The sequence below is a fragment of the Pseudomonas sp. GT1P32 genome, assembly GCF_054897805.1.
In genome coordinates this window covers 4,739,991-4,766,824 of the sequence record NZ_CM142704.1, presented here as the reverse complement: position 1 = coordinate 4,766,824, position 26,834 = coordinate 4,739,991, and the positions used below count along the sequence as shown (strand labels likewise).

Sequence of the window (26,834 nt, the reverse complement as noted above, 5' to 3'; positions counted from 1 at the left end):
TGTGTCCTTGAACCCGGAGGCCGTCGCCCCCGGGATTCGAATTTATACGGCTGCCGCTGGAGTCGCCGGGGCGCGGTGATACGCCAGCCAGATCAGGAACAGCCCGCCGACGATCATCGGCACGCAGAGCACCTGGCCCATGGTCAGCCAGTTCCAGGCCAGATAGCCCAGTTGCGCGTCCGGCACGCGGACGAATTCGACGATGAAACGGAAGATGCCATAGAACAGCGCGAACATCCCGGACACCGCCATGGTCGGCCGTGGCTTGCGCGAGAACAGCCACAGGATCAGGAACAGCGCGACGCCTTCCAGCGCGAACTGATACAGCTGCGACGGATGACGCGGCAACTGCGCCGGATCGCTGAACGGCGGGAAGATCATCGCCCACGGCACGTCGGTCGCCTTGCCCCACAATTCGGCGTTGATGAAGTTGCCGATACGCCCGGCACCCAGGCCGATCGGCACCATCGGCGCGACGAAGTCCATCAGCTGGAAGAACGACTTGTTGTTCTTTTTACCAAACCACAACGCCGCCAGCATCACGCCGATGAAGCCGCCGTGGAACGACATGCCGCCCTTCCACACTTCGAAAATCAGCGCCGGGTTGGCCAGGTAAGCGTGCAGATCGTAGAACAGCACATAACCCAGGCGACCGCCGACGATAACGCCCATCGACATCCAGAAGACCATGTCGGAGAGTTTCTCCTTGGTCCAGGTCGGGTCGAAACGGTTGAGCCGGCGCGACGCCAGCAGCCACGCACCGCCGATGCCGATCAGGTACATCAAGCCGTACCAGTGGATTTTCAGCGGACCGATGGCCAGGGCCACCGGGTCGATCTGCGGGTAAGGCAGCATTGCGACTCCTCGTTAGAGTTGAAAGCTTCAAAATTCCCGGGCGACGCTGCCACCTCAGGATTAAGCCAGGATTGTGCGGTGCGTCAGATCAGAAAATTCAAACCCACGCAAAACAGCAAAGCGGCGAACAGTCTTTTCAGCAACTTCGGCGACAGCCTGTGGGCCAGTCGCGCACCGATACGGGCGAAAAACATGCTGGTCAGGGCAATCCCCAGCAGCGCCGGCAAATAAACAAAACCGAGACTATGGGCCGGCAGCAACGGATCGTGCCAGCCCAGAATCATGAAACTTAATGCACTGGCCAGCGCGATGGGCAGACCGCACGCCGAGGACGTGGCCACCGCTTGCTGCATCGGCACGCTGCGCCAGGTCAGGAACGGCACGGTCAGCGAACCACCGCCAATCCCGAAAATCGCCGAGGCCCAGCCAATCACGCTGCCGGCCACGGTCAGACCGACTTTACCCGGCACCGTTCGGCTGGCCTTGGGTTTGACATCCAGCGCCAGTTGCGCGGCGATGACCAAGGCAAATACGCCGATGATTTTCTGCAGGTTTGGCCCGGAGATCGCTTCGGCTGTCAGCGCGCCGAACCCGGCGCCGAGCAGGATGCCGACAGTCATCCAGGCAAAAATCGGCCAACGTACGGCGCCACGGCGATGATGCTCACGCACGGCGTTGACCGAGGTAAAGATGATCGTAGCCAGGGATGTGCCGACCGCCAGATGCGTCAGGATCGAGGCGTCGAACCCCTGCAAGGTGAAACTGAACACCAGCACCGGCACGATGATAATTCCGCCGCCGACGCCAAACAGGCCGGCCAGCACGCCTGCACAGGCGCCGAGCGCCAGATAGAGCAGAAATTCCATGTACGACCCCCAAAGAAGAGCGGCATGGTAACGGATGCATGGCCTTCGGCTCCACTGGATGGCGATGGATACCCGCACAATGACTGCGTAGAGTGGGCAAAAACACACAAGGACCACCTTATGTGCCTGATTGTCTTTGCCTGGCGCCCGGGTCACACCCAGCCGCTGATCGTCGCCGCCAACCGCGACGAATTCTATGCCCGGCCCAGCCTGCCCCTGGCGCAATGGCCCGAAGCACCGCACGTCTACGCCGGTCGCGATCTGGAAGCCGGCGGCACCTGGCTCGGTGTCGGCGCCAACGGGCGCTTTGCGGCACTGACCAATATTCGCGATCCCCATCAACCGGCCGCTCGAAAATCCCGAGGCGAACTGGTTGCGCGATTTCTTAGCGGCGACATGCCGATAGATGATTATTTGGAAGACGTTGTCGGACGTTCGCTGGAATATGCCGGTTTTAACCTGCTGATCGGCAATGCCAATGAACTGTGGCACTTCAATGCCCGGGAGTCTGAAGCGGTGCTGCTGCCGGCCGGGGTGTATGGGTTATCGAATGCTGGCCTGGATACGCCGTGGCCGAAGTTGCTCAAGGCGCGAGCGGCGCTGGAGGCTGTTCTGGAGGATCCGCAGCCTGAGGCGTTATTGGCGTTGCTCAGTGATTCGCAGACAGCACCTTTTGCCGAGTTGCCGGATACCGGGGTGGGTCTGGCGACCGAGTCGTTGTTGTCGAGTGTGTTTATTGCCAGCCAGAGTTATGGGACGCGGGCGAGTACGGCGTTGATTGTTCAGGCGGATGGAACGCGGCTGATGGTGGAACGGAGTTTCGGGCCGTATGGCGGGCATTTGGGGGAAGTTGAGGTCAGGGTTTAGATTGTTGGCACATTAGGGGACGCCTTCGCGGGCAAGCCTCGCTCCTACAGGATTTACGCGATCCCTGTAGGAGCGAGCGGGCGGCGTTCCGACTTGCCCGCGAAGAGGCCATCAGCCTTTTAGAGGGCCTTGACCGCAGCCGGGCTGACCATCTTCGCCAACCCAAGGTTCTTCAGCGCCAGTTGCAGCGAGCTGTGGATAACTTGCGGGTTGTCGATGGTCATCAGCTCCGCGAGCAATTCCTTGGCCTTGCTCAGGTTGATCTGACGCAGCATCCACTTCACCTTCGGCAGGTTGGTGGCGTTCATCGACAAACTGTCAAAGCCCATCGCCATCAGCAGCACCGCCGCCGCCGGATCCCCCGCCATCTCGCCGCAGATGCTCACAGGCTTGCCTTCGGCATGGGCATCACGCACCACGTTTTGCAACGCCTGGAGCACCGCCGGGTGCAGGTAGTCGTAGAGGTCGGCCACTCGCGGGTTGTTGCGGTCAACGGCCAGCAGGTACTGGGTCAGGTCGTTGGAACCGACCGACAGGAAGTCCACTTGCCGCGCCAGTTCCTTGGTCTGATAAACAGCCGCCGGAATCTCGATCATCACGCCAATCGGCGGCATCGGCACGTCGGTGCCTTCGTCGCGGACTTCGCCCCAGGCACGGTGAATCAGGTGCAAGGCTTCTTCGAGTTCGTGGGTGCCGGAGATCATCGGCAACAGAATCCGCAGGTTGTTCAAGCCTTCGCTGGCCTTGAGCATGGCGCGGGTCTGCACCAGGAAGATTTCCGGGTGGTCGAGGGTGACGCGAATGCCGCGCCAGCCGAGGAACGGGTTGTCTTCCTTGATCGGGAAGTACGACAGCGACTTGTCGCCGCCGATGTCCAGGCTACGCATGGTCACCGGTTGCGGGTGGAACGCGGCGAGTTGCTCGCGATAGATCGCCAGTTGTTCCTTTTCGCTCGGGAAGCGCTGGTTGATCATGAACGGCACTTCGGTGCGGTACAGACCGACACCTTCGGCGCCGCGCTTCTGCGCCCGCGCCACGTCCGCCAGCAGGCCGGTGTTGACCCACAGCGGCATGCGGTGACCGTCGAGGGTCACGCACGGCAGGTCGCGCAGGGAATCGAGACCGAGCGCCAGTTGTTTCTCTTCTTCCACCACCTCGGCGAACTGCTTGCGCAGCACATCGCTGGGGTTGGTGTAGACCTCGCCGCGATTGCCGTCGACGATCAATTCGATGCCATCGACCTTGGCATAAGGCAGGTCGACCAGGCCCATCACCGTCGGGATGCCCATCGCCCGAGCGAGGATCGCGACGTGGGAGTTACCTGAACCGAGGACCGAAACCAGACCGACCAGCGTGCCTTCTGGCACCTCGCCGAGCATCGCCGGCGTCAGTTCTTCGCTGACCAGAATGGTTTTTTCCGGGTAGACCAGGTTCTGCTGGCGCTCTTCCTGCAAGTAGGCGAGCAGACGGCGACCAAGGTCCTTGACGTCCGATGCGCGCTCACGCAGGTAGGCGTCGTCCATCAATTCGAAACGGTTGACGTGCTCAGTGACCACCTGGCGCAACGCGCCCTGGGCCCACTGACCGGTCTTGATCACCGTGGTTACTTCGTTGCCCAGCGCCTCGTCGGCGAGCATCATCAGATAGACGTCGAACAAGGCCCGCTCTTCGGGGCGCAGCTGCGAGGCCAATTTGGCTGATAACGCACGCATGTCGGCGCGCACGCCTTCGATGGCGGTCTTGAACAACGCCAGTTCGGCGTCGATGTCAGCGATGGATTTGTCCGGCACCACGTCCAGATCGGCCGGTGGCAGCATGACCACCGCCGTACCGACCGCCGCACCCGGCGAACCCGGCACGCCGACGAACTTGGCTTCCTGGATGCCTTTGCCCTGACGGCCCAGGCCACGGATCGAACCGGTGGCCTCGGCGTGGGCGATAACCCCGGCGAGCTGCGCGCTCATGGTCACGAGGAAGGCTTCTTCACCTTCATCGAACTGGCGGCGTTCTTTCTGCTGAATGACCAACACGCCGACAACACGGCGGTGGTGGATGATCGGCGCCCCGAGGAAGGAGGCGTAGCGCTCTTCACCGGTCTCGGCGAAGTAGCGGTAGCGCGGGTGATCCGCGGCGTTTTCGAGGTTCAGGGGTTCTTCACGCGTGCCGACCAGGCCGACCAGACCTTCGTTGGGTGCCATGCTGACTTTGCCGATCGAGCGCTTGTTCAAGCCCTCGGTCGCCATCAGCACGAAGCGGTTGGTCTCGGGGTCAAGCAGGTAGACCGAGCAGACCTGGCTGCCCATGGCCTCTTTGACGCGCAACACAATAATCCCCAACGCCGCCTTGAGATCCTTGGCGGAGTTAACTTCCTGGACGATCTTGCGCAGCGTATTGAGCATGGCTCGGGGTCGAACTCCGTCGTCAGTCGCGCGCTAAAAGGCGCGGGGCAAGCTCTTTGAGAGCGCGTCGATACACCTCGCGCTTGAATGTCACCACCTGGCCCAACGGATACCAATAACTGACCCAGCGCCAGCCATCGAATTCCGGTTTACCGGTCAAATCCATCCGCACCCGCTGCTCGTTGGAGATCAGGCGCAGGAGAAACCATTTCTGTTTCTGGCCGATGCACAGCGGTTGGCTGTGGGTACGGACCAGACGTTGCGGCAAACGATAGCGCAACCAGCCCCGGGTGCAGGCGAGAATTTCAACATCTTCGCGCTCCAGACCCACTTCTTCGTTCAACTCGCGGTACAAGGCGTCTTCCGGCGTCTCCTGGGGGTTGATACCACCCTGTGGAAACTGCCAGGCATCTTGATTGATACGGCGAGCCCATAGCACCTGTCCGGCATCATTCGTGAGAATGATCCCGACATTGGGGCGGAAACCATCGGGGTCGATCACGGCAACAACCTCGCAAACGCATGTCGCCGCATTGTTCCACAAAGGTTGTGAAGGCAGCAACGAGCCGTCCAACCTTATGTGCACTCTTGTGAAAAGTCCGTATTCTGGGCGCCTTTCTACAGACTTTTCAGCGAGTAACTGCAATGCGCCTGGCTTTATTCGACTTGGACAACACACTTCTGGGCGGCGACAGTGACCACGCCTGGGGTGATTACCTGTGCGAACGCGGCTTCCTCGACGCCGTCGCCTACAAGACACGCAACGACGAGTTCTATCAGGATTACCTGGCCGGCAAGCTCGACAACGCCGCCTACCTGAACTTTTGCCTGGAAGTGCTCGGCCGCACCGAAATGGCCACACTGGATCAGTGGCACAGCGATTACATGCGCGACTGCATCGAACCGATCGTGCTGCCCAAGGGACTTGAGCTGCTGAAGAAGCACCGCGATGCCGGCGACAAACTGGTGATCATCACCGCGACCAACCGCTTCGTCACAGGTCCGATTGCCGAGCGTTTGGGTGTTGAAACCCTGATCGCAACCGAGTGCGAGATGGTCGATGGCCGCTACACCGGGCGCAGCACCGACGTGCCGTGCTTCCGTGAAGGCAAGGTGACTCGGCTTAATCGTTGGCTGGAAGAGTCCGGGCATTCGCTGGAAGACAGTTACTTCTACAGCGACTCGATGAATGATTTGCCGTTGCTGGAACAGGTGGTGAATCCGGTAGCGGTTGATCCGGACCCGAATTTGCGCGCCGAGGCGCAGAAGCGTGGCTGGCCGGTAATCTCTTTGCGCGACTGAAATCGCCTTCGCGGGCAAGCCTCGCTCCTACAGGTCATGCGTCAATTATGAAAATGACGCAAATCCCGTAGGAGCGAGGCTCGCCCGCGAAGGGGTCAACTCGGTTTCAAGCGTTAAACAGGCTTGGCACCCATCAACCCGGCAATGGCGATAAAGCAGACGAAGCTGAACAACGCCAGGGCGAAGGTAAACTTGCCGTTCCCCGCCGGCGCCTTGCGCAACTTGTTAAGTCGCACCAACAACCAGAACCACGCCAACGCCGCAACGGTGTAAAGCACACTCGACGCCAGCAACCACGTCTGCCCCAACGGCCAACCCACCAGATGCACCATCCACCAGCCGGTGAACGGCATGCTCAGCAATGCCAGCCCCATCAACAGCCAGATGAACACCCGAGGCCGTTGCAACGTGCGGCTGCCCGCCGTCGCGTCGCCATTACGCCGAGTTCGCCAGACCCAGATCCCCAGGCCCAGCGCACAGACCAGCAGCACAACCGTCGCCACCATGTGCGCCACTTTCAGGGCGGTTAACGTTTCCATTGTTCGACTTCCTTATGACCTGCCCATCAGCGTAGCCGCTCAGCCAAGAAACAGCTGATAGGCCGGGTTGTCGCTTTCGTCCCAGTACGGGTAGCCGATTTCTTCCAGCGCCGCCGGCACCAGATGACGCTCCTCGTGAGGCACTTGCAGCCCTGCGACCACACGACCGTCCGCCGCGCCGTGGTTGCGGTAGTGGAACATCGAGATGTTCCAGCGCCCGCCGAGCTTGCTGAGGAAGTTGAACAGCGCGCCCGGTCGCTCCGGAAATTCGAAGCGCAGCACCACTTCATCAACCACCTGGGCTGCGCGACCACCGACCATGTGCCGGATGTGCAACTTGGCCAGTTCGTTGTCGGTCAGGTCCAGCACCGGGAAACCCTGCTCGGTCAGACTGGCAAGCAGCGCACTGCGCGGATCGTTTTCCGGGTGCGTCTGTACGCCAACGAAGATGTGCGCTTCGCTGCCGGTGTTGTAGCGGTAGTTGAATTCGGTGATCTGGCGCTTGCCGATGGCTTCGCAGAACGCCTTGAAGCTGCCCGGCTTCTCGGGGATGGTCACGGCGATGATGGCTTCGCGGCCCTCGCCCAGTTCGGCGCGTTCGGCGACGTGGCGCAAGCGGTCGAAGTTGACGTTGGCACCGGAATCGATGGCCACAAAGGTGTGCCCGGTGACAGCGTGCTGCTCGACGTATTTCTTGATCCCGGCCACGCCCAAGGCGCCGGCAGGTTCAGTGATCGAGCGGGTATCGTCGTAGATATCCTTGATCGCCGCGCAGATCTCGTCGGTGCTGACCGTGATCACTTCATCGACATAGTCTTTGCAGATGTCGAACGTGTACTGACCAATCTGAGCGACCGCGACGCCGTCGGCGAAGAGGCCCACGGTCGGCAGCACCACGCGCTCGCCGGCGGCCATGGCGGCTTGCAGGCAATTGGAGTCGTCCGGCTCGACGCCGATGATCTTGATTTCCGGGCGCAGGTATTTCACGTACGCCGCGATACCGGCGATCAGCCCGCCGCCGCCCACCGGAACGAAGATCGCATCCAGGCGCCCAGGGTGCTGGCGCAGAATCTCCATGGCCACCGTGCCCTGCCCGGCAATGGTGTGGGGATCGTCGTACGGGTGAATGTAGACGTAGCCTTTTTCGTCGACCAGTTTCAGCGAGTAAGCCAGGGCTTCCGGGAACGAATCCCCGTGCAGCACCACTTTGCCACCACGGGAACGCACGCCTTCGACTTTGATTTCCGGGGTGGTCTTGGGCATGACGATGGTGGCTTTCACGCCGAGCACTTTCGCCGCCAGGGCCAGGCCCTGCGCGTGATTACCTGCCGAAGCCGTCACGACGCCGCGTGCGCGTTCTTCATCGCTCAACTGCGTGAGCTTGTTGTAGGCCCCGCGAATCTTGAACGAGAACACCGGCTGCAAGTCTTCACGCTTGAGCAAAATACTGTTGCCCAGCCGCTCGGAGAGCTGGCGGGCAGTCTGCAATGGGGTTTCTACGGCAACGTCATAAACGCGCGAGGTGAGGATCTTTTTGACGTACTGTTCGAGCATCGGAAAGCATCACTGAGCGGGTTGGGCAGGGCCAAGGAGTCTAACCCGGCTTTCGGGCGGGCGACCACACTAAACAGGTGGTTTTACCCTCCCCGGAAGGGATCATGGACCTGTAGGAGCGAGGCTTGCCCGCGAAAGCGTTTTTACAGCCGACATTTATTTTGGATGTAGCGGCCTCTTCGCGGGCAAGCCTCGCTCCTACAGGTCACGGTGGCGGTCTGCCAATCGGGCAATGACCTTACCCGTCCCGGGGCCTATAATGCCGGGCTTTCGTTCCCCCTCTTCGGCACTTCGGAGCCCGCATGACCCAGGATCAACTCAAACAGGCAGTGGCCCAGGCCGCCGTCGACTTCATCCTCCCGAAACTCGACGACAAGAGCATCGTCGGGGTCGGCACCGGCTCCACCGCCAACTGCTTCATCGACGCACTGGCGCAACACAAAGGCGCCTTCGACGGCGCAGTCGCCAGTTCCGAAGCCACCGCCGCACGCCTCAAGGGCCACGGTATTCCGGTGTATGAGCTGAATACTGTCAGCGACCTGGAGTTCTACGTCGACGGCGCCGACGAAAGCGACGAGCACCTGAACCTGATCAAGGGCGGCGGCGCAGCCCTGACCCGCGAGAAGATCGTCGCGGCCGTGGCCAAGACCTTCATCTGCATCGCCGATGGCAGCAAACTGGTGCCGGTGCTCGGCGCGTTCCCGCTGCCGGTCGAAGTGATCCCGATGGCCCGCAGCCACGTGGCCCGCGAGCTGGTGAAGCTCGGCGGCGACCCGGTTTACCGTGAAGGCGTGCTGACTGACAACGGCAACATCATTCTGGATGTGTTCAACATGCAGATCACCAACCCGGTCGAGTTGGAGACGCAGATCAATGCGATCGTCGGCGTGGTGACCAACGGTTTGTTCGCGGCGCGCCCTGCGGATCTGCTGTTGCTGGGCACCAGCGAAGGCGTGAAGACCCTGCGCGCGCAGTAAGCCAGACGCAAAACCCTGTAGGAGCCGGCTTGCCGGCGATCGCGGTTTAACAGTCAACATAGATGTTGAATGTCACGGCCTCATCGCCGGCAAGCCGGCTCCTACAGGGGTTGTGTTTATGTTTTAGGGTTGTGGCGGTTTCTTGAAGACGTAGAACAGGTTCGGCTCACTCACCAGGTACATCGTGCCGTCGTCATCCATGGCGATCCCTTCCGCTTGCGGTACCGTCTTCTGCAACCCCTGACGCCCCTTGCTCAGTGACATGGTGCTCAGCGGACGCCCGTCCACATCCAGCTCCAGAATCAGTCGCGACTCGTCGGACAGCGCCAGTAAATGGCCGCTGCGCTCGTCGTATTGCAGGCTCGACAGGTCACGCACAAACATCCCGGCATCGCGCTTGGGGTTGTTGACCACGTGCACCGCATAGGATTTTTCCGGGTTGTAATGCGGAAAGCCCTGCACTTCATAGATCAGCATCGGGTCGCGCTCCTTGGCGACAAACAGCCGCTTGCCCACCGAATCGTAGGCCAGGCCTTCGAAGCCCTTGTTGCTGCTCATGTGCACGCCGAGGGTTATCTGTTCGGCATCCGCCGCATCGAGGAACGTCGTGTCCTTCTCCAGATGAATCTTGATCAGTCGCTGCTGACGCTCGTCGGTGATGACGTAAGTGTCGGTGCTGATGAATTCCACCGCCTCCGGATCACCGAAGCCGACCAGCGCGATGCGCTGAAGGATTTGGCCTTCCAGCGACAGCTCGATCAGCTCGGAATTTTTATTGGTGACCGTGAACAGGCTTTTGCGTACCGGATCGAAGGTCAGCGCAGACACATCGTCGTCCAGGCCTTCAATGACCCGACCCTCAATCGCAACCTGATAGTGATCCAGCCCGATCGACTGGGCGCTCTCGGCCTGCCAAAGCGTATGCAGATTGAACCAGGCCCGCTCGAACAGCCGCAGGTGCTGGCCGAACGCAACCAGCACGATCAGCGCAATCACCGAAAGAATCAGGATCAGGGGTTTGGGGCGGGCAAGTCGGCGCATTCAGGCAAGCTCGGAATCAGGACGGGCGGATGAAATACCACGGCAGTCTGAATTGAAGCTTAAAGGCCGTTGGGCTGGCCCTACAACTGAGCGTCGCGTTTCCTACACATTCGCGGACCAAGGTCGCGGATCAAGATCGAGAACCAAGCTCGCGGATCAGTGCTGCTTTTCGAATCGGTAGAACAGGTTCGGCTCGCTCACCATATACAGCGTGCCCGCCTCGTCCATGGTCACGCCTTCGGCGCGGGGAATGGTCTTCTTCAGGCCATTGAAACCACCCAGCAAGGTCATGAAACTGACCTGCTCGCCCTTCTCGTCCAGCTCCAGCAGCAAGTGGGAATCGGCGGACAACACCAGCGTATGGCGGGTGCGCGGGTCGATGGCCAAGGCCGACAGGTTGCGGATGTCCAGCGCGTCACTGGCCAGCTTCTGCTTGTCGCCGGTGAGTGTCAGGCCGTCGGTGCTTTTCCAGGTGAACAGCGCCGGTGGACGCTCCTCACCCAGCAGCATTTGTTGATTGTGCGCATCCCAGACGACCGCTTCGAACGCTTTGTTCTGGTCTTTCGACGGGCCGAGGTCGTACTTGGGGAAGTTGGCGATGTTCAGCTCGCGGGTATCGGCGTCGACCTTGACGATGGTCAGCAAATGCTCACGCTCATCGACAATGGCCAGCAGACCGTTGCCCATGACCGTCACACCTTCCGGGTTGCTCCAGCCCACCAGCGGCATTTTGCGCAGCACATCGCCCTGCAGGGTCAGCTCGACCAGGAACGGGTTTTTGCCCATCACTGAGAACAGGGTTTTGGTATGAGGGTTGTAGGCCAGGTCGGATGCTTCGTCCTTTTCCATCCCCGGCAACAGCTTGGCATCGATCACCGCCCGATAATCCGGAAGCCAGATACTTTCCTGGCGTTCGGCCGGACTTTCGAAACGCTCCCGCACCCAGAGCACGCCGCGATCATCCCAATGCATTGCAAAGGCGAGGCCATACGCCGCGGCCGCGACCAGCAAAAGCCAGGCATACCAACGCATGAAAAAGCGCGGGCGACGGGCAGTTTTAAGCGTGGGCAGCGATTGGATGGCCATCGGGGGATGCGTTCCAGAAATTCAGGCTAAGGGTAATAGCACAATTGGGACCGGCTCAGACGCCAGAAGCCCGGGAATTATCCAGACAAGATGTGAAAAAAACGGGAAATGGCGGGATTGCCCTGCATGGGCGCCGCTTTCTTCAGATCGAAACACAATCCCCTGTAGGAGCCGGCTTGCCGGCGATGAGGCCATCACATTCAACATTTATGCTGAATGTTCCAACGTCATCGCCGGCAAGCCGGCTCCTACAGGGGGGTCTGTGTCAGCGGACGCTGCTGGTGAAGCTGCTCGCGCCTGGCAGTTCCAGAACGATTTCGTCACCCACATTCAGCGGGCCGACACCGACCGGCGTGCCAGTCAGGATCACGTCGCCCGCCTGCAGCGAAAAGCAGCCGGCCATGTGCTGGATCATTGGCACGATCGGGTTGAGCATCGCGCTGCTGTTGCCGTCCTGGCGCACTTCGCCGTTGATGGTCAGGCGGATGCCGATGTCGGTCAGGTCGGCAAAGGTGCTGCCGGACACGAACGGTGCAATCACCGCCGCACCATCGAAGGACTTGGCGATTTCCCACGGCAGGCCTTTGGACTTCAGCTCGGCCTGCTTGTCGCGCAGGGTCAGGTCCAGCGCTGGAGCGAAACCGGAAATAGCATCAAGGACTTCTTCACGGCTTGGCTTGGTCGACAAAGGCTTGCCAATCAGAACAGCGATTTCCGCTTCGTAATGCACCGAGCCACGCTCGGTCGGAATGCTGAAACCGCCTTCCAGCGGCACGACGCAACTGCCTGGCTTGATGAACAGCAGGGGCTCCGTTGGCACCGGGTTGTCCAGTTCCTTGGCGTGTTCGGCGTAGTTGCGGCCGATGCAAACCACTTTGCCCAATGGGAAGTGGATGCGTGTACCGTCGACATACTGGTGCTGATAGCTCATTGACCGACTCCTGGTTCGTAGCGCTTAAGTTCGAAAATCAAACAGCGAAAATCTTGCCCGGGTTCATGATGCCGTTCGGATCGAACACCGCTTTGACCGCTTTCATGTACTCGATCTCAACCGGGGAGCGGCTGTAGGTCAAGTAATCACGCTTGGTCATGCCCACGCCGTGTTCGGCGGAAATCGAGCCGTTGTACTTCTCGACGGTTTCGAACACCCACTTGTTCACGGTCGCGCACTTGGCGAAGAACTCGTCCTTGCTCAGGTCATCCGGCTTGAGGATGTTCAAGTGCAGGTTGCCATCGCCGATGTGGCCGAACCAGACGATTTCGAAGTCCGGGTAGTGTTCGCCGACGATCGCATCGATTTCCTTCAGGAACGCCGGGACTTTCGACACAGTGACCGAAATGTCATTTTTGTACGGCGTCCAGTGGGAGATGGTCTCGGAAATGTATTCGCGCAGTTTCCAGAGGTTTTGCAGCTGGGTTTCGCTTTGGCTCATCACGCCGTCCAGCACCCAGCCCTGCTCCACGCAATGCTCGAAGGTTTCCAGCGCATGGTTGGCCACTTCTTCAGTGGTCGCTTCGAATTCCAGCAGCGCGTAGAACGGGCAGTCGGTTTCAAACGGCGCTGGCACGTCACCGCGCCCCATGACCTTGGCCAGGGCTTTGTCAGAGAAGAATTCGAACGCGGTCAGGTCAAGTTTGCTCTGGAACGCGTGCAATACCGGCATGATCGAGTCGAAATCGGTAGTGCCAAGCACCATCGCGGTGAGGTTTTTCGGCGCTCGGTCCAGACGCATGGTCGCTTCGACCACAAACCCGAGGGTGCCTTCAGCGCCGATGAACAGCTGACGCATGTCGTAGCCGGTGGCGTTCTTGATCAGGTCGCGGTTCAGTTCCAGCACATCACCCTTGCCGGTGACCACTTTCATGCCGGCGACCCAGTTACGGGTCATGCCGTAGCGAATCACCTTGATCCCGCCGGCATTGGTGCCGATATTGCCGCCAATCTGGCTCGATCCTGCGGAAGCGAAGTCCACCGGGTAGTACAGGCCTTTTTCCTCGGCGACGTTCTGCAAATGCTCGGTCACGACGCCCGGCTGGCACACGGCGGTGCGGTCGGTGAGGTTCACGTCGAGGATCTGGTTCATATAGTCGAAGGACACGACTACTTCGCCATTCGCCGCGACTGCCGCTGCGGACAGCCCGGTGCGCCCGCCGGACGGCACCAGCGCCACCTTGTGTTTATTGGCCCACAAAACGATGGCCTGGACCTGCTCGGTGGTCTTCGGGAACACGATGGCGGTCGGGGCCGGGGCGAAATGCTTGGTCCAATCCTTGCCGTAAGCGTTCAGGGAGTCGGCATCGGTCAGTACCTTGCCAGGCTCGACCAGGGTCTTCAGTTCATCAATCAGGGCAGGATTGGTCATCGACAGAACTCTCGAACAATTCATGGTCATCCTGAGAACGCTTCACGTCGCAGGAATGAGTGTTTGCGGGGCGCTTATGCTAGCATACCGACCCCGCAGGATAGTGCCCAAGGCCGTTCTGCGGCGACGGCTTAGTTGCCGTCCGGGTCAGCATCTGTTGACCATTTCCTGCCATTTTTCTCCGGGATACAGGTTTACGCAGATGAGCAAGACTTCTCTCGATAAGAGCAAGATCAAGTTCCTTCTTCTCGAAGGCGTCCACCAATCGGCTGTCGACGTTCTCAAGTCGGCGGGCTACACCAGCATCGAGTACCTCACGGGTTCTCTGCCGGAAGCCCAGCTGAAGGAAAAGATCGCTGATGCTCACTTCATCGGCATTCGCTCCCGCACTCAACTGACCGAAGAGATCTTCGATCACGCGAAGAAGCTCGTCGCTGTAGGTTGTTTCTGCATCGGCACCAACCAGGTTGACCTGAACGCTGCCCGCGAACGCGGCATCGCAGTGTTCAACGCTCCGTACTCCAACACTCGCTCCGTTGCCGAGCTGGTGCTGGCCGAAGCGATCCTGTTGCTGCGCGGCATCCCTGAGAAGAACGCTTCCTGCCACCGTGGCGGCTGGATCAAGAGCGCGGCCAACTCCTTCGAAATCCGTGGCAAGAAGCTCGGCATCGTTGGTTACGGCTCGATCGGTACGCAACTGTCGGTCCTGGCGGAAGGCCTGGGCATGCAGGTGTATTTCTACGACACCGTGACCAAGCTGCCGCTGGGTAACGCGACCCAGGTCGGCAACCTCCACGAGCTGCTGGGCATGTCCGACATCGTCACCTTGCACGTTCCGGAAACCGCTGCGACCCAGTGGATGATCGGCGAGAAGGAAATCCGCGCCATCAAGAAGGGCGGCATCCTGATCAACGCCGCTCGCGGCACCGTGGTCGAACTGCAAGCCCTGGCAGACGCGATCAAGGACAAGCACCTGATCGGCGCGGCCATCGACGTATTCCCGGTGGAGCCACGCTCCAACGACGAAGAGTTCGAAAGCCCGCTGCGTGGCCTGGACAACGTGATCCTGACCCCGCACATCGGTGGTTCCACCGCTGAAGCGCAAGCCAACATCGGTCTGGAAGTGGCCGAGAAACTGGTCAAGTACAGCGACAACGGTACGTCGGTATCGTCCGTGAACTTCCCGGAAGTGGCCCTGCCGGCTCACCCTGGCAAGCACCGTCTGCTGCACATCCACGAGAACATTCCGGGTGTGATGAGCGAGATCAACAAGGTCTTCGCCGAAAACGGCATCAACATCTCCGGTCAGTTCCTGCAGACCAACGAGAAAGTCGGCTACGTGGTGATCGACGTCGACGCCGATTACTCGGAAATCGCCCAAGAGAAGCTGCAGCACATCAACGGCACCATTCGTTGCCGCGTGTTGTTCTGATAGCGACTTGAGCGACAAAAAAAGGAGACCTTCGGGTCTCCTTTTTCTTGGGCGCGACTAACGTTACTTAACGTTGACTGTAATTTTCTCGGAGAGGATCGGCGGATCGAATGGCAGGTGGTTGCGATCGCCAAGCTCGAGTTGCAAGGTGTGCTTGCCGGGCGTCAGCTTTACTTCAGCCTGAGTCTGCGCCTTGCCGAAGTGCAAATGGTTGGCATCGTTCGGAATCGGCGCCCCGGCCGTTGGCAGCTCGTCGACATCAACCAGCAAGTGATGGTGGCCTGTGTTTTCGGTGGGATCACCCGCCGGGGCCAGCGCAATGTTCTCGACAGCGAACTTGACGACGACAGTCTGCGGGACCGTCGCACCGTCTTCAGGAGAAACGATGGACACTTCAGCACCCTTGGGTGCCGGCGTAGCCGCACTGGCCAGCACCGAAACACCCATCAGCAGGCCAGCCAGCGCAGCACGTGACATAAAGGTTTTCATTCTCTTCTCCAGTTTTTTCGTAAAATCCGCGTGACCATGACAACTTCACGGCCATTCGTTGTCGAAGGCACTCGACAACCATAGCAAAGCGAGCCTGAACCAGAGCATCGCGATAAATGTATTCAAAGGAGTGACCATGCGCTTTCTGCCTGGCCTGATCTGCCTGCTACCCCTTTTGAGCCCTTTGGCTCATGCCGAACTTATTGACGATGTAAACGACCGCGGTGAATTGCGTATTGCCCTTGAGGCTAATACACCGCCCTTCAATTTCAAGGACGACGGCCAACTCTCGGGCTTTGAAGTCGAACTGGGCCAATTGCTGGCCAATGAACTGGATGTAAGGGCCGACTTCGTCGTCACCGACTCCAGCGATCTGTTGACCGGCGTTGAAAGCGGCAAGTACGACATCGCTCTCAATCACATAACAGAGACCCCGGCGCTCAAGGATCGTTTCGACTTCAGCGAACCTTACATTCACACCGATGCGCATTTGATCGCGCAGAAAGAAGAGCCGCGTTCAATCCTGTTGGTGCAGTCGCTGACGCAAGAAAAGCCGAAAGCCGCCCCGGCCGAGAACCTGGCCATTCCGTTTCAGAAAGGGAACCCGGCGTTTCACGCCAGCCTGGAGAATGCGTTGCAGCGGATCAAGGCAGATGGGCGACTGGAGGCACTGGAGAAAAAATGGTTTGGGGCGGATGCCGCCGAGATGCCGAAACCCTAAGGCCACCGACGATCACCACGATCCCTTGTAGGAGCCGGCTTGCCGGCGATAGCGGTGTAACAGTCAATATAGATATTGAATGTTACGGCCTCATCGCCAGCAAGCCGGCTCCTACAGGGATTTGCGTTTAGAGTTGCAGCGCGGCGGCGGCTTCAGCCAGTTCCAGTTCGCTGAAGACCTGCACGCCATGGCGCTTGAGCAACGCCGCCGTCACGCCTTCGCCGCTGACTTTCACACCGCTGAACGTGCCGTCATAGGTCAACAGGTTGCCGCAGGACGGGCTGTTGGCCTTGAGCACGGCGATGCGGATGTTGTGTTTTTGCACCAGCTCCAGCGCCTGGTAAGCACCGCTCAGAAACTGCGCGCTGACATCCTCGCCGTCGATGGTGATTACCGCCGCCTGCCCCTCCAGCACGTCACCACCCTGCCCGCCCGGAATCTCCGCCGCCGCCCGCGGCGTCGGCAAGCCACCGGCAACTTCCGGACACAACGGCACGACGCGACCTTCGTCGACCCACTGTTGAAGCTGGTCGAACGGCCCGCTGGCGCCGCCGTCGTAACGCACGCGGTGGCCGAGCAGACAGCGACTTACCAGAATTTTCTGCATGATCAGAACGGCTCGTTGCCACGACGCCGGAACCAGCCGGTCAACGACAGGCGATCCCGGGTCGCGGGCAGGACTTCGTGGGGCACTTCGCCCGACAGGAACACCACCAGGCATCCGCCGGTGGGCACCACATCGTATTCGACGCCTTCCTTGAGGTACATGCGCAACTGACCGCCGTGCTCCGGCAACCAGGCATCGTTGAGGTAGACCACCGCCGAGACCATGCGCCGATCATCGTCGCGGAAGCGGTCGACATGCTTGAGGTAGAAAGCGCCGGGCGGGTACATCGCGAAATGGCTTTCAAAGTCTTCGAGGCCCAGATACAACCCGCGATTCAATGCCTCGCGCAGGCTGTCCATCAACTGCAGATAGTTGTCGCAAGCCAGGGCCTGACCCGGCTCGATCCACTGGATTCGGTCGCCGCGAATCCCCTCGCGAATCTCCGATGTCGGCCCGCGGCCCACGGCGGCCGGGGCCAATTCACCCTCGGCGGCACGTTTACGGCACTCAGCCGCCAGTTCTTGGGTCAGACCCAAGGGCAGGAAAATGTTCTGCTGCGACCAGCCGTGTTCGGCCAGGTCGTCGACGATACGTAACAGCAGCGGGTGATCAGAGGGTATTGGCATGGCGCGCATAGTATTCCTGTGCCGGAAAATCCGACAGAGCCACGCGGCGGCTTGATACGAATTCTCGACAAGTCCCTATGCCACACGGAGAATAGTCGCCTGCTGACAGGAGTCCCTATGCGCCGTTTGCTTTTCTCACTGATGATGTTCTGCGTTTTGCCCGCTTGGGCAGACGGCCACGACCAGTTGTACAAGGTCGCCGGCTGGCCAGAACAACGCGCGCATTTCAGTGATGCCCTTTCAGCCGCTCAGCAGCGTTACCAGAACAGCCTCCCGCCCGCCGTGTTTCAGGCGCTGGTGAACAACAGCAATCAGCGTTTTGCCCCGCAGGCCGTGGACCAGCGCGCCGAAGCGCAGATGCGCAAAACCCTCGCCGACCCTAAACCTGCACTGGCTTTTTTCCAGTCGCCGCTGGGCAAGAAGATCGTCGCCGCCGAGTTGCTGGCGACCCGTCGCGATCAACTGGCGAAGAACGCCAAAGGCCTGCCGAAGATTCAAGCCAGCGACAGCCGCACGCTGATCATCGGTCACCTAGCCCAGGCCTTGCCCGCGCGGGAGGCCGGTGCGGAAGTCAGCCTGGCGATTGCCGGCGTCGCGGCCGACAGCCTGAGTTCGATGATCCCCGGCCTGCTCGGTGGCGGTCAGGCGCAGGGGCTGTTGAACGGTCAGCGTCAACGCTTGATGGACCAGATCGGCAGCGACCTCAACAACACGCTGCTGTATGTCTATCGTGATCTATCGGATGACGAGCTGGAAGAGTTCGCCACGTTTGCCGAGTCGGCAGAAGGCAAGGCGTATTACCAGGCGGCGTTGGCGGCGATTCGAGCGGGGTTGGCGGTGGGGCAGAATCCTTCGAATTTGACCCAATGATTTTCAGCGCCGGTTAGATCGCCATCGCCGGCAAGCCGGCTCCTACAGTTGACCGTGTTCTTCCGGACAACTCGATCCACTGTAGGAGCCGGCTTGCCGGCGATGAGGGCTTAACTGCCGCTAAAGATTCCGGCCCTTGATCCGCTTCGTCAAAAACCCGAAATACTCCCCGCGCAACGCCACCGTCTCATTCGCCAAATGATGCCGCGCCTCAGGCAGCATCAACACCTGAGGCCGATCGAACTTGGCTTTCAACACCTCAAGATTGTGCTGCCAATCCACCGTCATGTCCGCCTGCCCCTGCACGATCAGCGGCCGCCGAGTGCTGTCCGGCGCGGCTTCGATGCGTTTGATCCAGCGCGCCAGCGCGCCGACCCAGGCCGTCGGCAAACGCAGCGGTTGCAGCGGGTCGGCTTGCAGGAACGGCAGGAAATCCGGGTCGTTGGAGTTCTCGCTGAAACGTCGGGCGATGGCTTTGACGAATGGCTTGAGCAGGTAATAACTGAGCTGCGACCAGCCCCAGGCGCGCGGCCTCACCAGCGGCGACAACAGGATCACCTGGCCCTGGGCCGGGCTGCCCGCCCCTTCGTTGAGCACATGGTCGATCACGATGGCGCCACCAGTGCTTTGACCGCACAGGTGCCACGGCTGCGGCAGATCGAGGGATTTCGCCTCGGCGAACAGCCCTTGCAGCGTGTCCTGATACTCGGCGAAATCGTTGATGCTCGCGCGTTCGCCGCTGGACAGGCCATGCCCCGGCAAGTCGCAGGCAATCACCGCGAAATCCTGATTCAGCGCCCACTCGATCACATGCCGGTAGAGCCCGGTGTGATCGTAGAAACCGTGGAACACAAACAGCGTCGCCTTCGCCCGCTCCGGCCACCACACCTGGCCGACCACGTCATAAGCATCCACCTCAAAACGACCCAGGCCCCTGCGCAACTGACGCCCCGGAAAATCCAGCCCGTAGAACCGCTGGTACGCCTGCGCCTCCACGGACAGCGGCTGCCACTCGGCCAGGGGTCGCAGGCTGGCACGCAAATGATCGGGGGCGAAAGTGGCGGACATGGGCGATTCCAGAGCACGAAGCGGACTTTATAAGCCTGCGATATTCATCTGTCGCGGCAAGCATGGCAAGCTGGGCGACCTTCGAGGATCGACACCCATGCGTTCGCCCTACCGCACCCCACTGCTTGCCTGCCTGATTGCCCTCGTGTGCGGCGGTGTTTTATGGGCGGCGTACGACTGGTTTCAAGGACGCTACCTGCGGGCGTTCAGCGAACACACGGCGGTGTTTTCCGGTGACCCGTTGCGCCTGCCCGACAACCTCGCCGGCCCCGGTGCCATTCGCCTGGTGCACTTCTGGGACCCAGCCTGCCCGTGCAACGTCGGCAATCAACAACACCTGAGCGAACTGGTCGAGCAGTATGTGCCGCAAGGCGTCGAGTTTTATGCGGTACAAAAACCCGGCAGCCACGGCCAGTTGCCAAGCACGCTGAGCAGCCTGAAAACCATCACCATCCTCCCAGGCTCCGAACAGATCCCGGCCAGCCCGGCCGTGGCGATCTGGGACCGCAGCGGCAAACTGGCCTACTTCGGCCCTTACAGCGAAGGCCTGACCTGTAATTCGAGCAACAGCTTCATTGAGCCGATCCTACAAGCGTTAAACGCGGGCCGCACAGTCAATGCCACGCACACACTGGCCGTCGGGTGTTACTGCCCGTGGCCCGCCGACACAAAGCAGTAAGACCGCGCAGACGCGAATCCCTCCTAAGGGCGATGGGCCGATTCGGCAAGCCGTGTTAAACAGTGGCGCCAGGGAACTGCTGCCACTAATAACAACAAGGAGTCACCATGAAACGTAGCCTGACCGTTCTCGCACTGCTGATAGTCGCACTCGCCGCAGGTGCCGGCGGGTACATCTACAGCAAGCAACCGACGCGCCAGGGCATGGTCGAGCTGCAACACCTGCAAGGCTCCGTCACCGTCCGTTACGACGAACGCGGCATCCCGCACATCCGCGCCGAAAACGAAACCGACCTGTACCGCTCCCTCGGCTATGTGCACGCCCAGGACCGGCTGTTTCAGATGGAAGTCCTGCGCCGCCTGGCCCGTGGTGAACTGGCCGAAGTGCTGGGCCCCAAACTACTCGACACCGACAAGCTGATGCGCAGCCTGCGCATTCGTGAACGCGCCGAAACCTACCTGGCGAACATGGATAAGCAGTCGTCGGCCTTCATCGCCCTGCAAGCCTATCTGGACGGCATAAACCAGTATCAGGACAGCCATGCAAAACCTGCGGAGTTCGATGTACTGGGCATTCCAAAACGCCCGTTCACCGCGCAGGACACCATCAGCATCGCCGGTTACATGGCCTACAGTTTTGCCGCGGCGTTTCGCACCGAACCCTTGCTGACCTACGTGCGTGATCAACTGGGTGCCGAGTACCTGAACGTCTTCGATCTCGACTGGCAGTCCAAAGGCGTGCTGGCGAACAACCACAGCAGCACCCCGCCGCCTCTCGCCAGCGCCGACTGGAAAGACCTCAACGCCCTCGCCCGCCTGAGCGAGCAAGCACTGGCCGACAACGGTTTGCCGCAGTTCGAGGGCAGCAACGCCTGGGTGGTCGCTGGCAATCGAACCAAAAGCGGCAAGCCGCTGCTGGCCGGTGATCCGCATATCCGCTTCTCCGCGCCGTCGGTGTGGTACGAAGCGCAGCTCTCGGCGCCGGGCTTCGAGCTCTACGGTCACTATCAGGCCTTGATGCCATTTGCCTCACTGGGGATGAACCGCGACTTCGGCTGGAGCATCACCATGTTCCAGAACGACGACCTCGACCTCATCGCCGAGAAGGTCAACCCGGACAACGCCAACCAGGTCTGGTATCGCGGCAAGTGGGTGGACATGGTCACCAGCGAACAGCAAATCACGGTCAAGGGTCAGCCGCCGGTGAAGTTGCTGCTGCGCCAGTCGCCACACGGGCCGATCGTCAACGATGCGCTGGGCAACGCCGTCGGCAAAACGCCCATCGCCATGTGGTGGGGTTTTCTCGAAAGCCAGAACCCGATCCTCGAAGGCTTCTATCAGCTCAACCGCGCCGACACCCTGGCCAAGGCGCGCAGTGCCGCCGCCAAGGTCCAGGCGCCGGGCCTGAACATCGTCTGGGCCAACGCCAAGGGCGACATCGGCTGGTGGGCCGCGGCGCAACTGCCGAAGCGTCCGGCGGGTGTGCGGCCGTGGTTCATCCTCGATGGCAGCAGCAACGAAGCGGACAAGGACGGCTTCTACCCGTTCAGCGCCAACCCACAGGAAGAGAACCCGGCGCGGGGCTACATTGTCTCGGCCAACTTCCAGCCCGTGTCGCCGACCGGCATCGAGATTCCCGGTTACTACAACCTCGCCGATCGTGGGCAGCAGCTCAATCGTCAGCTCAGCGACAAGACCGTGAAGTGGGATCTGGAGGCCAGTCAGAAACTGCAACTGGGCACCACCACCGCTTACGGCCCGCGTTTGCTCGCGCCGTTGTTACCGGTGCTGCGTGAGGTGGTGAGCGATCCCGCCGAACTGAAACTGGTGGAACAACTGGCCCAGTGGACAGGCGACTACCCGCTGGATTCCACCAGTGCCACGCTGTTCAATCAGTTCCTGTTCAACCTCGCAGACGCGACGATGCACGATGAACTGGGCAACGACTTTTTCGAGACGCTGCTGTCGACCCGGGTGATCGACGCTGCGCTGCCGCGCCTGGCGGCGAACGCCGACTCGCCGTGGTGGGACAACCGCAACACCCTCGGCAAGGAAACCCGCGCCGACACGGTCAAGGTGGCGTGGCAAGCGAGCCTCGCGCACCTCAAGAGCACGCTGGGTGCGGATTTCGCGCAATGGCAGTGGGGCAAGGCGCATACGCTGACCCATGGTCATCCGCTGGGGCAACAGAAGCCGCTGGACCGGATTTTCAATGTCGGGCCGTTCGCGGCACCGGGCACTCACGAAGTGCCGAACAACCTCTCGGCCAAGATCGGCCCGGCGCCATGGCCGGTGACTTATGGGCCGTCGACCCGACGCCTGATCGACTTCGCCGACCCGGCGCACAGCCTGACCGTCAACCCGGTGGGCCAGAGTGGCGTGCCGTTTGACCGACATTTTGATGATCAGGCTGAGGCGTATGTCGAAGGGGTGTATTTCCAGGCGCATCTCAATGATGAAGAGGTCACGGCGAATACGCGGAGTACGTTGAAGCTGTTGCCGGCGCGGGCTGCGCCTTAGGTTTGTGTTGGCTGGGCTGACGTCTTCGCGGGCAAGCCTCGCTCCTACAGAGTATGCGTATCCATTGTAGGAGCGAGGCTTGCCCGCGAAGAGGCCCTGACTGACCACACAAATATCGGCTCAAACCATCGCCGCAAAATTCAACCTGAACTGCTGCGGCGTCACACCGAGTCGTCGATTGAACACGCTACGCATATGCTGCGCATCGCGAAACCCGCACTGGTACGCCACCGTCTTCAACGGCGCGACGGTGCTTTCGAGCATCACCCGCGCCGCATCCACCCTCGCCCGTTCTACGAATTCCGCCGGGGTGATTTTCGCCTCTTTGGCAAACACCCTGGAAAAGTTGCGGGCGCTCATGTTGGCGGCGCTGGCCAAGTCAGCAATGGTCAAATCGCCCGTCAGGTTGGCCAGCACATAATGCTGAACCATCGCCACCGCCGACGTCGGCTCGGCGTGGGGCGTGAGGAATGGACTGAACTGCGATTGCCCGCCCGAGCGCTGTGTGAACACGACCAGCCGCTTGGCCACGCTGAGCGCCACTTCCGGCCCGTGATCCCGGGCCAACAAGTACAACGACAGATCGATCCCCGCCGTGACCCCGGCCGAGGTATAGAGCTCGCCGTCCTGCACGTACAACCGATCAGCCTCGACCTGCGTCGAAGGGCACAACGCCGCGAGCGCAGCGGCATCGCCCCAATGAGTCGTCACTGTTCGCCCTTCGAGCAAGCCTGCCCGGGCGAGCATGAACGCACCGTTGCAGATTGAGCCGAACCGTTGCGCCAGCGCACTGGCATCACGTAGCCAGGCATCGAAGGCCGCGCCGAAATCCATGAACGGCAACTGCGGCCCACCGGCCACCAGCAACAAGTCGTACGCCCCCAGCGCCTCGCTGAAATGCCGATGGGCATTGAGGGATAAACCGTTGGAGCACGGCATTACCCCGCGCTCGACGCCGATCACCTCCAGTTGATAGTGATCCTGCGGCGCGAGGAAACGATTGGCCTCGGAAAACACATCCATGGGGCCGGTGACGTCCAGAGACTGAACGCCGGCGAACACCACGATGGCAACGGTTTTACTCATGACTGGGAATACCCTCGATGCACGCAGACTTTGTAGGAGCCGGCTTGCTGGCGATAGCGGTGAATCAGGCGACGATTGTTTCGGCTGGAAGTCCGCTATCGCCAGCAAGCCGGCTCCTACAAGGTGTGCGCATGACGTAAATCCATGCGCAGGACCTCAACCGTAGCCAATCCGCGCTCAACAAGCGAGGTTGGCGCGATATGCATGCTCATTGGCAAGGATCGCAGCCATGGATCGATTGTCCGGTTTTGGGGCCGGGAACAGACTTGTCCCATCAGCGCCGCCACGGCGTTCCCCACGAGGACAGCACCATGAGCAGCACCATCGCCGGCATCAAAATCCCTGACAGCGCATTGGCCCGGGCCACCACGGAATACATTCGCGACGTCGAGTCCGACCTGCTTTATCACCACTCGCGCCGGGTGTTCCTGTTCGGCGCTTTGAGCGGTGAACGCAAGCAACTGGCCTACAATCCGGAGCTGTTATACGTCGGCGCGATGTTTCATGACTTGGGTCTGGTGGAAGGTCATCGCACTGACGACGAACGCTTCGAAGTCGATAGCGCCAACGCCGCCAAAGCATTCCTCAAGCCTTACGGGCTGAGCGATGACGACATCGAGCAGGTGTGGTTGTCGATTGCCCTGCACACCACGCCGAACGTAGTGCATCACCTGCGCCCCAACGTGGCATTGGTGACGGCGGGCGTTGAAATGGATGTGCTGGGGATCGACTACGCGGCGTTTCCCACGGCGCAACGCGAAGCGGTGGTGCATGCGCATCCACGGGGCGAGGGGTTCAAGGAGTGCATCCTGTGTGCGTTCGCCAACGGCTTCAAGCACAAGCCGGATACCACGTTCGGTACGGTGAATGCGGATGTGCTGGTGGACAGCGAGCCAGGGTTCAAGCCGATGAACTTCGTCGAGATCATCCGCAAATCCCCCTGGGTGTCCTGAAACCTTGTAGGAGCCAGCTTGCTGGCGATTGCGGTGTAACAGTCAGCGCAATTGTTGAATGTTAAACCGCTATCGCCAGCAAGCCGGCTCCTACAGGGGATTTGGGTTGATCACAGAAATGCGATCAACCCAAAGGTTCAGGCCGCTTCCGGCGCCTGTGCGCGACGCACGTCCGGTTGCTTCCACGAATCGGCAGCGCTTTCTTCGATGGCCTGCTGAATCGCACGCTTGCGGCTTTCTTCGGCACGGCGGCTGAAGAACCAGACCAGGAAGGTCATCAACGACACCGCCAGCAGAATCAGGCTGGCCACGGCGTTGATCTCAGGCTTCACGCCCAGACGCACCGCCGAGAACACTTCCATCGGCAAGGTCGTCGATCCCGGCCCCGACACGAAGCTGGCCAATACCAGGTCATCCAGCGACAGGGCGAACGACATCATGCCGCCCGCGCCCAGCGATGGCGCGATCATCGGGATGGTGATCAGGAAGAACACCTTCCACGGCTTCGCCCCGAGATCCATGGCGGCCTCTTCGATGGACAGGTCCAGCTCACGCAAGCGCGCCGACACCACCACCGCCACATACGCCGCACAGAACGTGGTGTGGGCGATCCAGATGGTGACGATGCCACGCTCTTGCGGCCAACCGATCATCTGCGCCATGGCCACGAACAGCAGCAACAGCGACAGACCGGTGATCACTTCGGGCATCACCAGCGGCGCGGTGACCAGGCCACCGAACAACGTGCGACCCTTGAAGCGGGTAATGCGGGTCAGGACGAATGCGGCCAACGTGCCCAGCGCCACAGCGGCAATCGCGGTGTAGCAGGCGATTTCCAGCGAGCGCACCACCGAGCCCATCAGTTGGGTGTTGTCCATCAGGCCGACGTACCACTTGATCGACCAGCCGCCCCACACCGTCACCAGTTTCGAGGCGTTGAACGAGTAGATCACCAGGATCAGCATCGGCGCGTAGATGAACAGCAAGCCCGCGATCAGCATGAAACTCGAGAAACGGAAGCGCTTCATTCTTTACCCTCCATTTCCTTGGCCTGACTGCGGTTGAACAGGATGATCGGCACAATCAGGATCGCCAGCATCACCACTGCCAGGGCAGACGCCACCGGCCAGTCACGGTTGTTGAAGAACTCTTGCCAGAGCACTTTACCGATCATCAGGGTTTCCGGACCGCCCAGCAGTTCCGGGATCACAAACTCGCCCACCACTGGAATGAACACCAGCATGCAGCCGGCGACGATGCCGTTCTTGGACAGCGGAATGGTGATCTTCCAGAAGCTGTTGAACGTACTCGAACCAAGGTCGGACGCCGCTTCCAGCAGACTGTGGTCGTGCTTCACCAGGTTGGCATAGAGCGGCAGGATCATGAACGGCAGGTAGGAATAAACCACGCCGATATACACCGCCAGATTGGTGTTGAGGATCTGCAGCGGTTCGTCGATCCAGCCCATGCTCATCAGGAAACCGTTGAGCAGACCGTTGTTGCTGAGGATGCCCATCCACGCGTAAACGCGGATCAGGATCGCGGTCCAGGTCGGCATCATGATCAGCAGCACCAGTACCGTTTGCATCTCTTTGCGGGCACTGGCAATGGCATAGGCCATCGGGTAGCCGATCAGCAGGCAGAGGATGGTGCTGATCAGCGCCATCTTCAACGAGCCGAGGTAAGCGGCGATGTACAACTCGTCGCCGGCCAGCATCGCGTAGTTGCCGAGGTTGAGCAGCACCTGCAGCTTCTGGTCAACGAAGTTGTAGATTTCGGTGTACGGCGGAATGGCCACGTCGGCTTCGGCGAAGCTGATCTTCAACACGATGAAGAACGGCAGCATGAAGAACATGAACAGCCAGATGAACGGAACCCCGATGACCAGCTGACGGCCACCGGGAATTATTCGATTGAGGCGGCGTTTGAATTTGC

26 protein-coding genes are annotated in these 26,834 nt (G+C 60.6%); 9 read left to right on the top strand and 17 right to left on the bottom strand.

Going from position 1 to position 26,834, the window contains the following annotated elements:
* Nucleotides 1-42 precede the first annotated feature (42 nt).
* Together lgt and ACYZUC_RS21805 are read right to left on the bottom strand one after the other, a co-directional pair.
* Complete coding sequence (gene lgt / locus ACYZUC_RS21810) at nucleotides 43-855, bottom strand: prolipoprotein diacylglyceryl transferase (RefSeq protein ID WP_461990310.1); 813 nt, start codon at nucleotides 853-855, stop codon at nucleotides 43-45.
* A gap of 83 nt (nucleotides 856-938) precedes the next feature.
* Entirely contained in the window at nucleotides 939-1,721 is a 783-nt protein-coding gene (locus ACYZUC_RS21805) for a sulfite exporter TauE/SafE family protein (protein WP_461990308.1), read from the bottom strand.
* A 120-nt stretch (nucleotides 1,722-1,841) separates the two neighbouring features.
* Here ACYZUC_RS21805 and ACYZUC_RS21800 point away from each other — a divergent pair, with 120 nt between their 5' ends.
* Nucleotides 1,842-2,588, top strand: coding sequence for an NRDE family protein (locus ACYZUC_RS21800; RefSeq protein ID WP_461990306.1), 747 nt, complete (start codon nucleotides 1,842-1,844; stop codon nucleotides 2,586-2,588).
* A 119-nt stretch (nucleotides 2,589-2,707) separates the two neighbouring features.
* On the opposite strand, the gene ptsP is transcribed toward ACYZUC_RS21800, so the two are convergent.
* Nucleotides 2,708-4,987 carry a phosphoenolpyruvate--protein phosphotransferase gene (gene ptsP, locus ACYZUC_RS21795; protein WP_461990304.1) on the bottom strand — a complete coding sequence of 760 codons (2,280 nt, stop codon included), beginning with the start codon at nucleotides 4,985-4,987 and terminating at the stop codon, nucleotides 2,708-2,710.
* Nucleotides 4,988-5,009: 22 nt separating this feature from the next.
* Nucleotides 5,010-5,489 (bottom strand): RNA pyrophosphohydrolase, encoded by a 480-nt coding sequence (locus ACYZUC_RS21790; protein WP_007897732.1) that lies wholly within the window; start codon nucleotides 5,487-5,489, stop codon nucleotides 5,010-5,012.
* Nucleotides 5,490-5,632: 143 nt separating this feature from the next.
* On the opposite strand from ACYZUC_RS21790, the gene ACYZUC_RS21785 reads away from it, so the two are divergent.
* Complete coding sequence (locus ACYZUC_RS21785; RefSeq protein WP_461990302.1) at nucleotides 5,633-6,289, top strand: histidinol-phosphatase; 657 nt, start codon at nucleotides 5,633-5,635, stop codon at nucleotides 6,287-6,289.
* A gap of 113 nt (nucleotides 6,290-6,402) precedes the next feature.
* Here ACYZUC_RS21785 and ACYZUC_RS21780 read toward each other — a convergent pair whose 3' ends face one another.
* Nucleotides 6,403-6,828, bottom strand: a complete 426-nt coding sequence (locus ACYZUC_RS21780) for a DUF2269 domain-containing protein (RefSeq protein ID WP_008026082.1) — start codon at nucleotides 6,826-6,828, stop codon at nucleotides 6,403-6,405.
* 39 nt (nucleotides 6,829-6,867) lie between these two features.
* Nucleotides 6,868-8,382: a threonine ammonia-lyase, biosynthetic gene (gene ilvA, locus ACYZUC_RS21775; protein WP_008026079.1), complete on the bottom strand. Its 1,515-nt coding sequence runs from the start codon at nucleotides 8,380-8,382 to the stop codon at nucleotides 6,868-6,870.
* A 302-nt stretch (nucleotides 8,383-8,684) separates the two neighbouring features.
* Between ilvA and rpiA the strand changes: the two genes are divergently transcribed.
* On the top strand, nucleotides 8,685-9,359 hold the full coding sequence (gene rpiA, locus ACYZUC_RS21770) for a ribose-5-phosphate isomerase RpiA (protein ID WP_008026076.1): 675 nt from the start codon (nucleotides 8,685-8,687) through the stop codon (nucleotides 9,357-9,359).
* 123 nt (nucleotides 9,360-9,482) lie between these two features.
* On the opposite strand, the gene ACYZUC_RS21765 is transcribed toward rpiA, so the two are convergent.
* From ACYZUC_RS21765 to ACYZUC_RS21750, 4 genes are all read right to left on the bottom strand, one after another.
* Nucleotides 9,483-10,400 carry an SdiA-regulated domain-containing protein gene (locus tag ACYZUC_RS21765; RefSeq protein ID WP_461990299.1) on the bottom strand — a complete coding sequence of 306 codons (918 nt, stop codon included), beginning with the start codon at nucleotides 10,398-10,400 and terminating at the stop codon, nucleotides 9,483-9,485.
* Between the two features lie 156 nt (nucleotides 10,401-10,556).
* Nucleotides 10,557-11,486 carry an SdiA-regulated domain-containing protein gene (locus ACYZUC_RS21760; protein ID WP_461990297.1) on the bottom strand — a complete coding sequence of 310 codons (930 nt, stop codon included), beginning with the start codon at nucleotides 11,484-11,486 and terminating at the stop codon, nucleotides 10,557-10,559.
* Nucleotides 11,487-11,751: 265 nt separating this feature from the next.
* The gene (locus ACYZUC_RS21755; protein ID WP_008026071.1) at nucleotides 11,752-12,417 is read right to left on the bottom strand and encodes a fumarylacetoacetate hydrolase family protein; all 666 of its coding nucleotides are present in this window, start codon (nucleotides 12,415-12,417) and stop codon (nucleotides 11,752-11,754) included.
* 37 nt (nucleotides 12,418-12,454) lie between these two features.
* Nucleotides 12,455-13,849, bottom strand: coding sequence for an FAD-binding oxidoreductase (locus ACYZUC_RS21750; protein WP_461990295.1), 1,395 nt, complete (start codon nucleotides 13,847-13,849; stop codon nucleotides 12,455-12,457).
* Nucleotides 13,850-14,051: 202 nt separating this feature from the next.
* Here ACYZUC_RS21750 and serA point away from each other — a divergent pair, with 202 nt between their 5' ends.
* The gene (gene serA, locus ACYZUC_RS21745) at nucleotides 14,052-15,281 is read left to right on the top strand and encodes a phosphoglycerate dehydrogenase (RefSeq protein ID WP_157714314.1); all 1,230 of its coding nucleotides are present in this window, start codon (nucleotides 14,052-14,054) and stop codon (nucleotides 15,279-15,281) included.
* A gap of 63 nt (nucleotides 15,282-15,344) precedes the next feature.
* On the opposite strand, the gene ACYZUC_RS21740 is transcribed toward serA, so the two are convergent.
* The gene (locus ACYZUC_RS21740; RefSeq protein ID WP_461990293.1) at nucleotides 15,345-15,770 is read right to left on the bottom strand and encodes a DUF4399 domain-containing protein; all 426 of its coding nucleotides are present in this window, start codon (nucleotides 15,768-15,770) and stop codon (nucleotides 15,345-15,347) included.
* Between the two features lie 136 nt (nucleotides 15,771-15,906).
* On the opposite strand from ACYZUC_RS21740, the gene ACYZUC_RS21735 reads away from it, so the two are divergent.
* The gene (locus ACYZUC_RS21735; protein ID WP_461990291.1) at nucleotides 15,907-16,491 is read left to right on the top strand and encodes a transporter substrate-binding domain-containing protein; all 585 of its coding nucleotides are present in this window, start codon (nucleotides 15,907-15,909) and stop codon (nucleotides 16,489-16,491) included.
* Nucleotides 16,492-16,618: 127 nt separating this feature from the next.
* Here ACYZUC_RS21735 and ACYZUC_RS21730 read toward each other — a convergent pair whose 3' ends face one another.
* Both ACYZUC_RS21730 and ACYZUC_RS21725 read right to left on the bottom strand, forming a co-directional pair.
* On the bottom strand, nucleotides 16,619-17,098 hold the full coding sequence (locus tag ACYZUC_RS21730) for a 2-thiouracil desulfurase family protein (protein ID WP_461990289.1): 480 nt from the start codon (nucleotides 17,096-17,098) through the stop codon (nucleotides 16,619-16,621).
* A 2-nt stretch (nucleotides 17,099-17,100) separates the two neighbouring features.
* Entirely contained in the window at nucleotides 17,101-17,733 is a 633-nt protein-coding gene (locus tag ACYZUC_RS21725) for a 2OG-Fe(II) oxygenase (RefSeq protein WP_223413741.1), read from the bottom strand.
* 108 nt (nucleotides 17,734-17,841) lie between these two features.
* Here ACYZUC_RS21725 and ACYZUC_RS21720 point away from each other — a divergent pair, with 108 nt between their 5' ends.
* Nucleotides 17,842-18,594 carry a DUF2059 domain-containing protein gene (locus ACYZUC_RS21720; RefSeq protein ID WP_461990287.1) on the top strand — a complete coding sequence of 251 codons (753 nt, stop codon included), beginning with the start codon at nucleotides 17,842-17,844 and terminating at the stop codon, nucleotides 18,592-18,594.
* Nucleotides 18,595-18,714: 120 nt separating this feature from the next.
* On the opposite strand, the gene bipL is transcribed toward ACYZUC_RS21720, so the two are convergent.
* A complete protein-coding gene (gene bipL / locus ACYZUC_RS21715; RefSeq protein ID WP_461990285.1) occupies nucleotides 18,715-19,662 on the bottom strand; it encodes a phospholipase BipL in 948 nt (315 codons plus the stop codon).
* A gap of 97 nt (nucleotides 19,663-19,759) precedes the next feature.
* Here bipL and ACYZUC_RS21710 point away from each other — a divergent pair, with 97 nt between their 5' ends.
* Nucleotides 19,760-20,341, top strand: a complete 582-nt coding sequence (locus tag ACYZUC_RS21710; protein WP_461990283.1) for a DUF6436 domain-containing protein — start codon at nucleotides 19,760-19,762, stop codon at nucleotides 20,339-20,341.
* 107 nt (nucleotides 20,342-20,448) lie between these two features.
* A complete protein-coding gene (locus ACYZUC_RS21705) occupies nucleotides 20,449-22,860 on the top strand; it encodes a penicillin acylase family protein (RefSeq protein ID WP_461990281.1) in 2,412 nt (803 codons plus the stop codon).
* 120 nt (nucleotides 22,861-22,980) lie between these two features.
* Here ACYZUC_RS21705 and ACYZUC_RS21700 read toward each other — a convergent pair whose 3' ends face one another.
* Nucleotides 22,981-23,946, bottom strand: a complete 966-nt coding sequence (locus ACYZUC_RS21700; RefSeq protein WP_461990279.1) for a GlxA family transcriptional regulator — start codon at nucleotides 23,944-23,946, stop codon at nucleotides 22,981-22,983.
* Nucleotides 23,947-24,257: 311 nt separating this feature from the next.
* Here ACYZUC_RS21700 and ACYZUC_RS21695 point away from each other — a divergent pair, with 311 nt between their 5' ends.
* The gene (locus ACYZUC_RS21695; RefSeq protein WP_461990277.1) at nucleotides 24,258-24,899 is read left to right on the top strand and encodes an HD domain-containing protein; all 642 of its coding nucleotides are present in this window, start codon (nucleotides 24,258-24,260) and stop codon (nucleotides 24,897-24,899) included.
* A 137-nt stretch (nucleotides 24,900-25,036) separates the two neighbouring features.
* On the opposite strand, the gene ACYZUC_RS21690 is transcribed toward ACYZUC_RS21695, so the two are convergent.
* Both ACYZUC_RS21690 and ACYZUC_RS21685 read right to left on the bottom strand, forming a co-directional pair.
* Nucleotides 25,037-25,927 carry an ABC transporter permease subunit gene (locus ACYZUC_RS21690; protein WP_461990275.1) on the bottom strand — a complete coding sequence of 297 codons (891 nt, stop codon included), beginning with the start codon at nucleotides 25,925-25,927 and terminating at the stop codon, nucleotides 25,037-25,039.
* The gene (locus ACYZUC_RS21685; RefSeq protein ID WP_461996743.1) at nucleotides 25,924-26,805 is read right to left on the bottom strand and encodes an ABC transporter permease subunit; all 882 of its coding nucleotides are present in this window, start codon (nucleotides 26,803-26,805) and stop codon (nucleotides 25,924-25,926) included. The genes ACYZUC_RS21690 and ACYZUC_RS21685 overlap by 4 nt, the downstream gene beginning before the upstream one ends.
* Nucleotides 26,806-26,834: the final 29 nt, after the last annotated feature.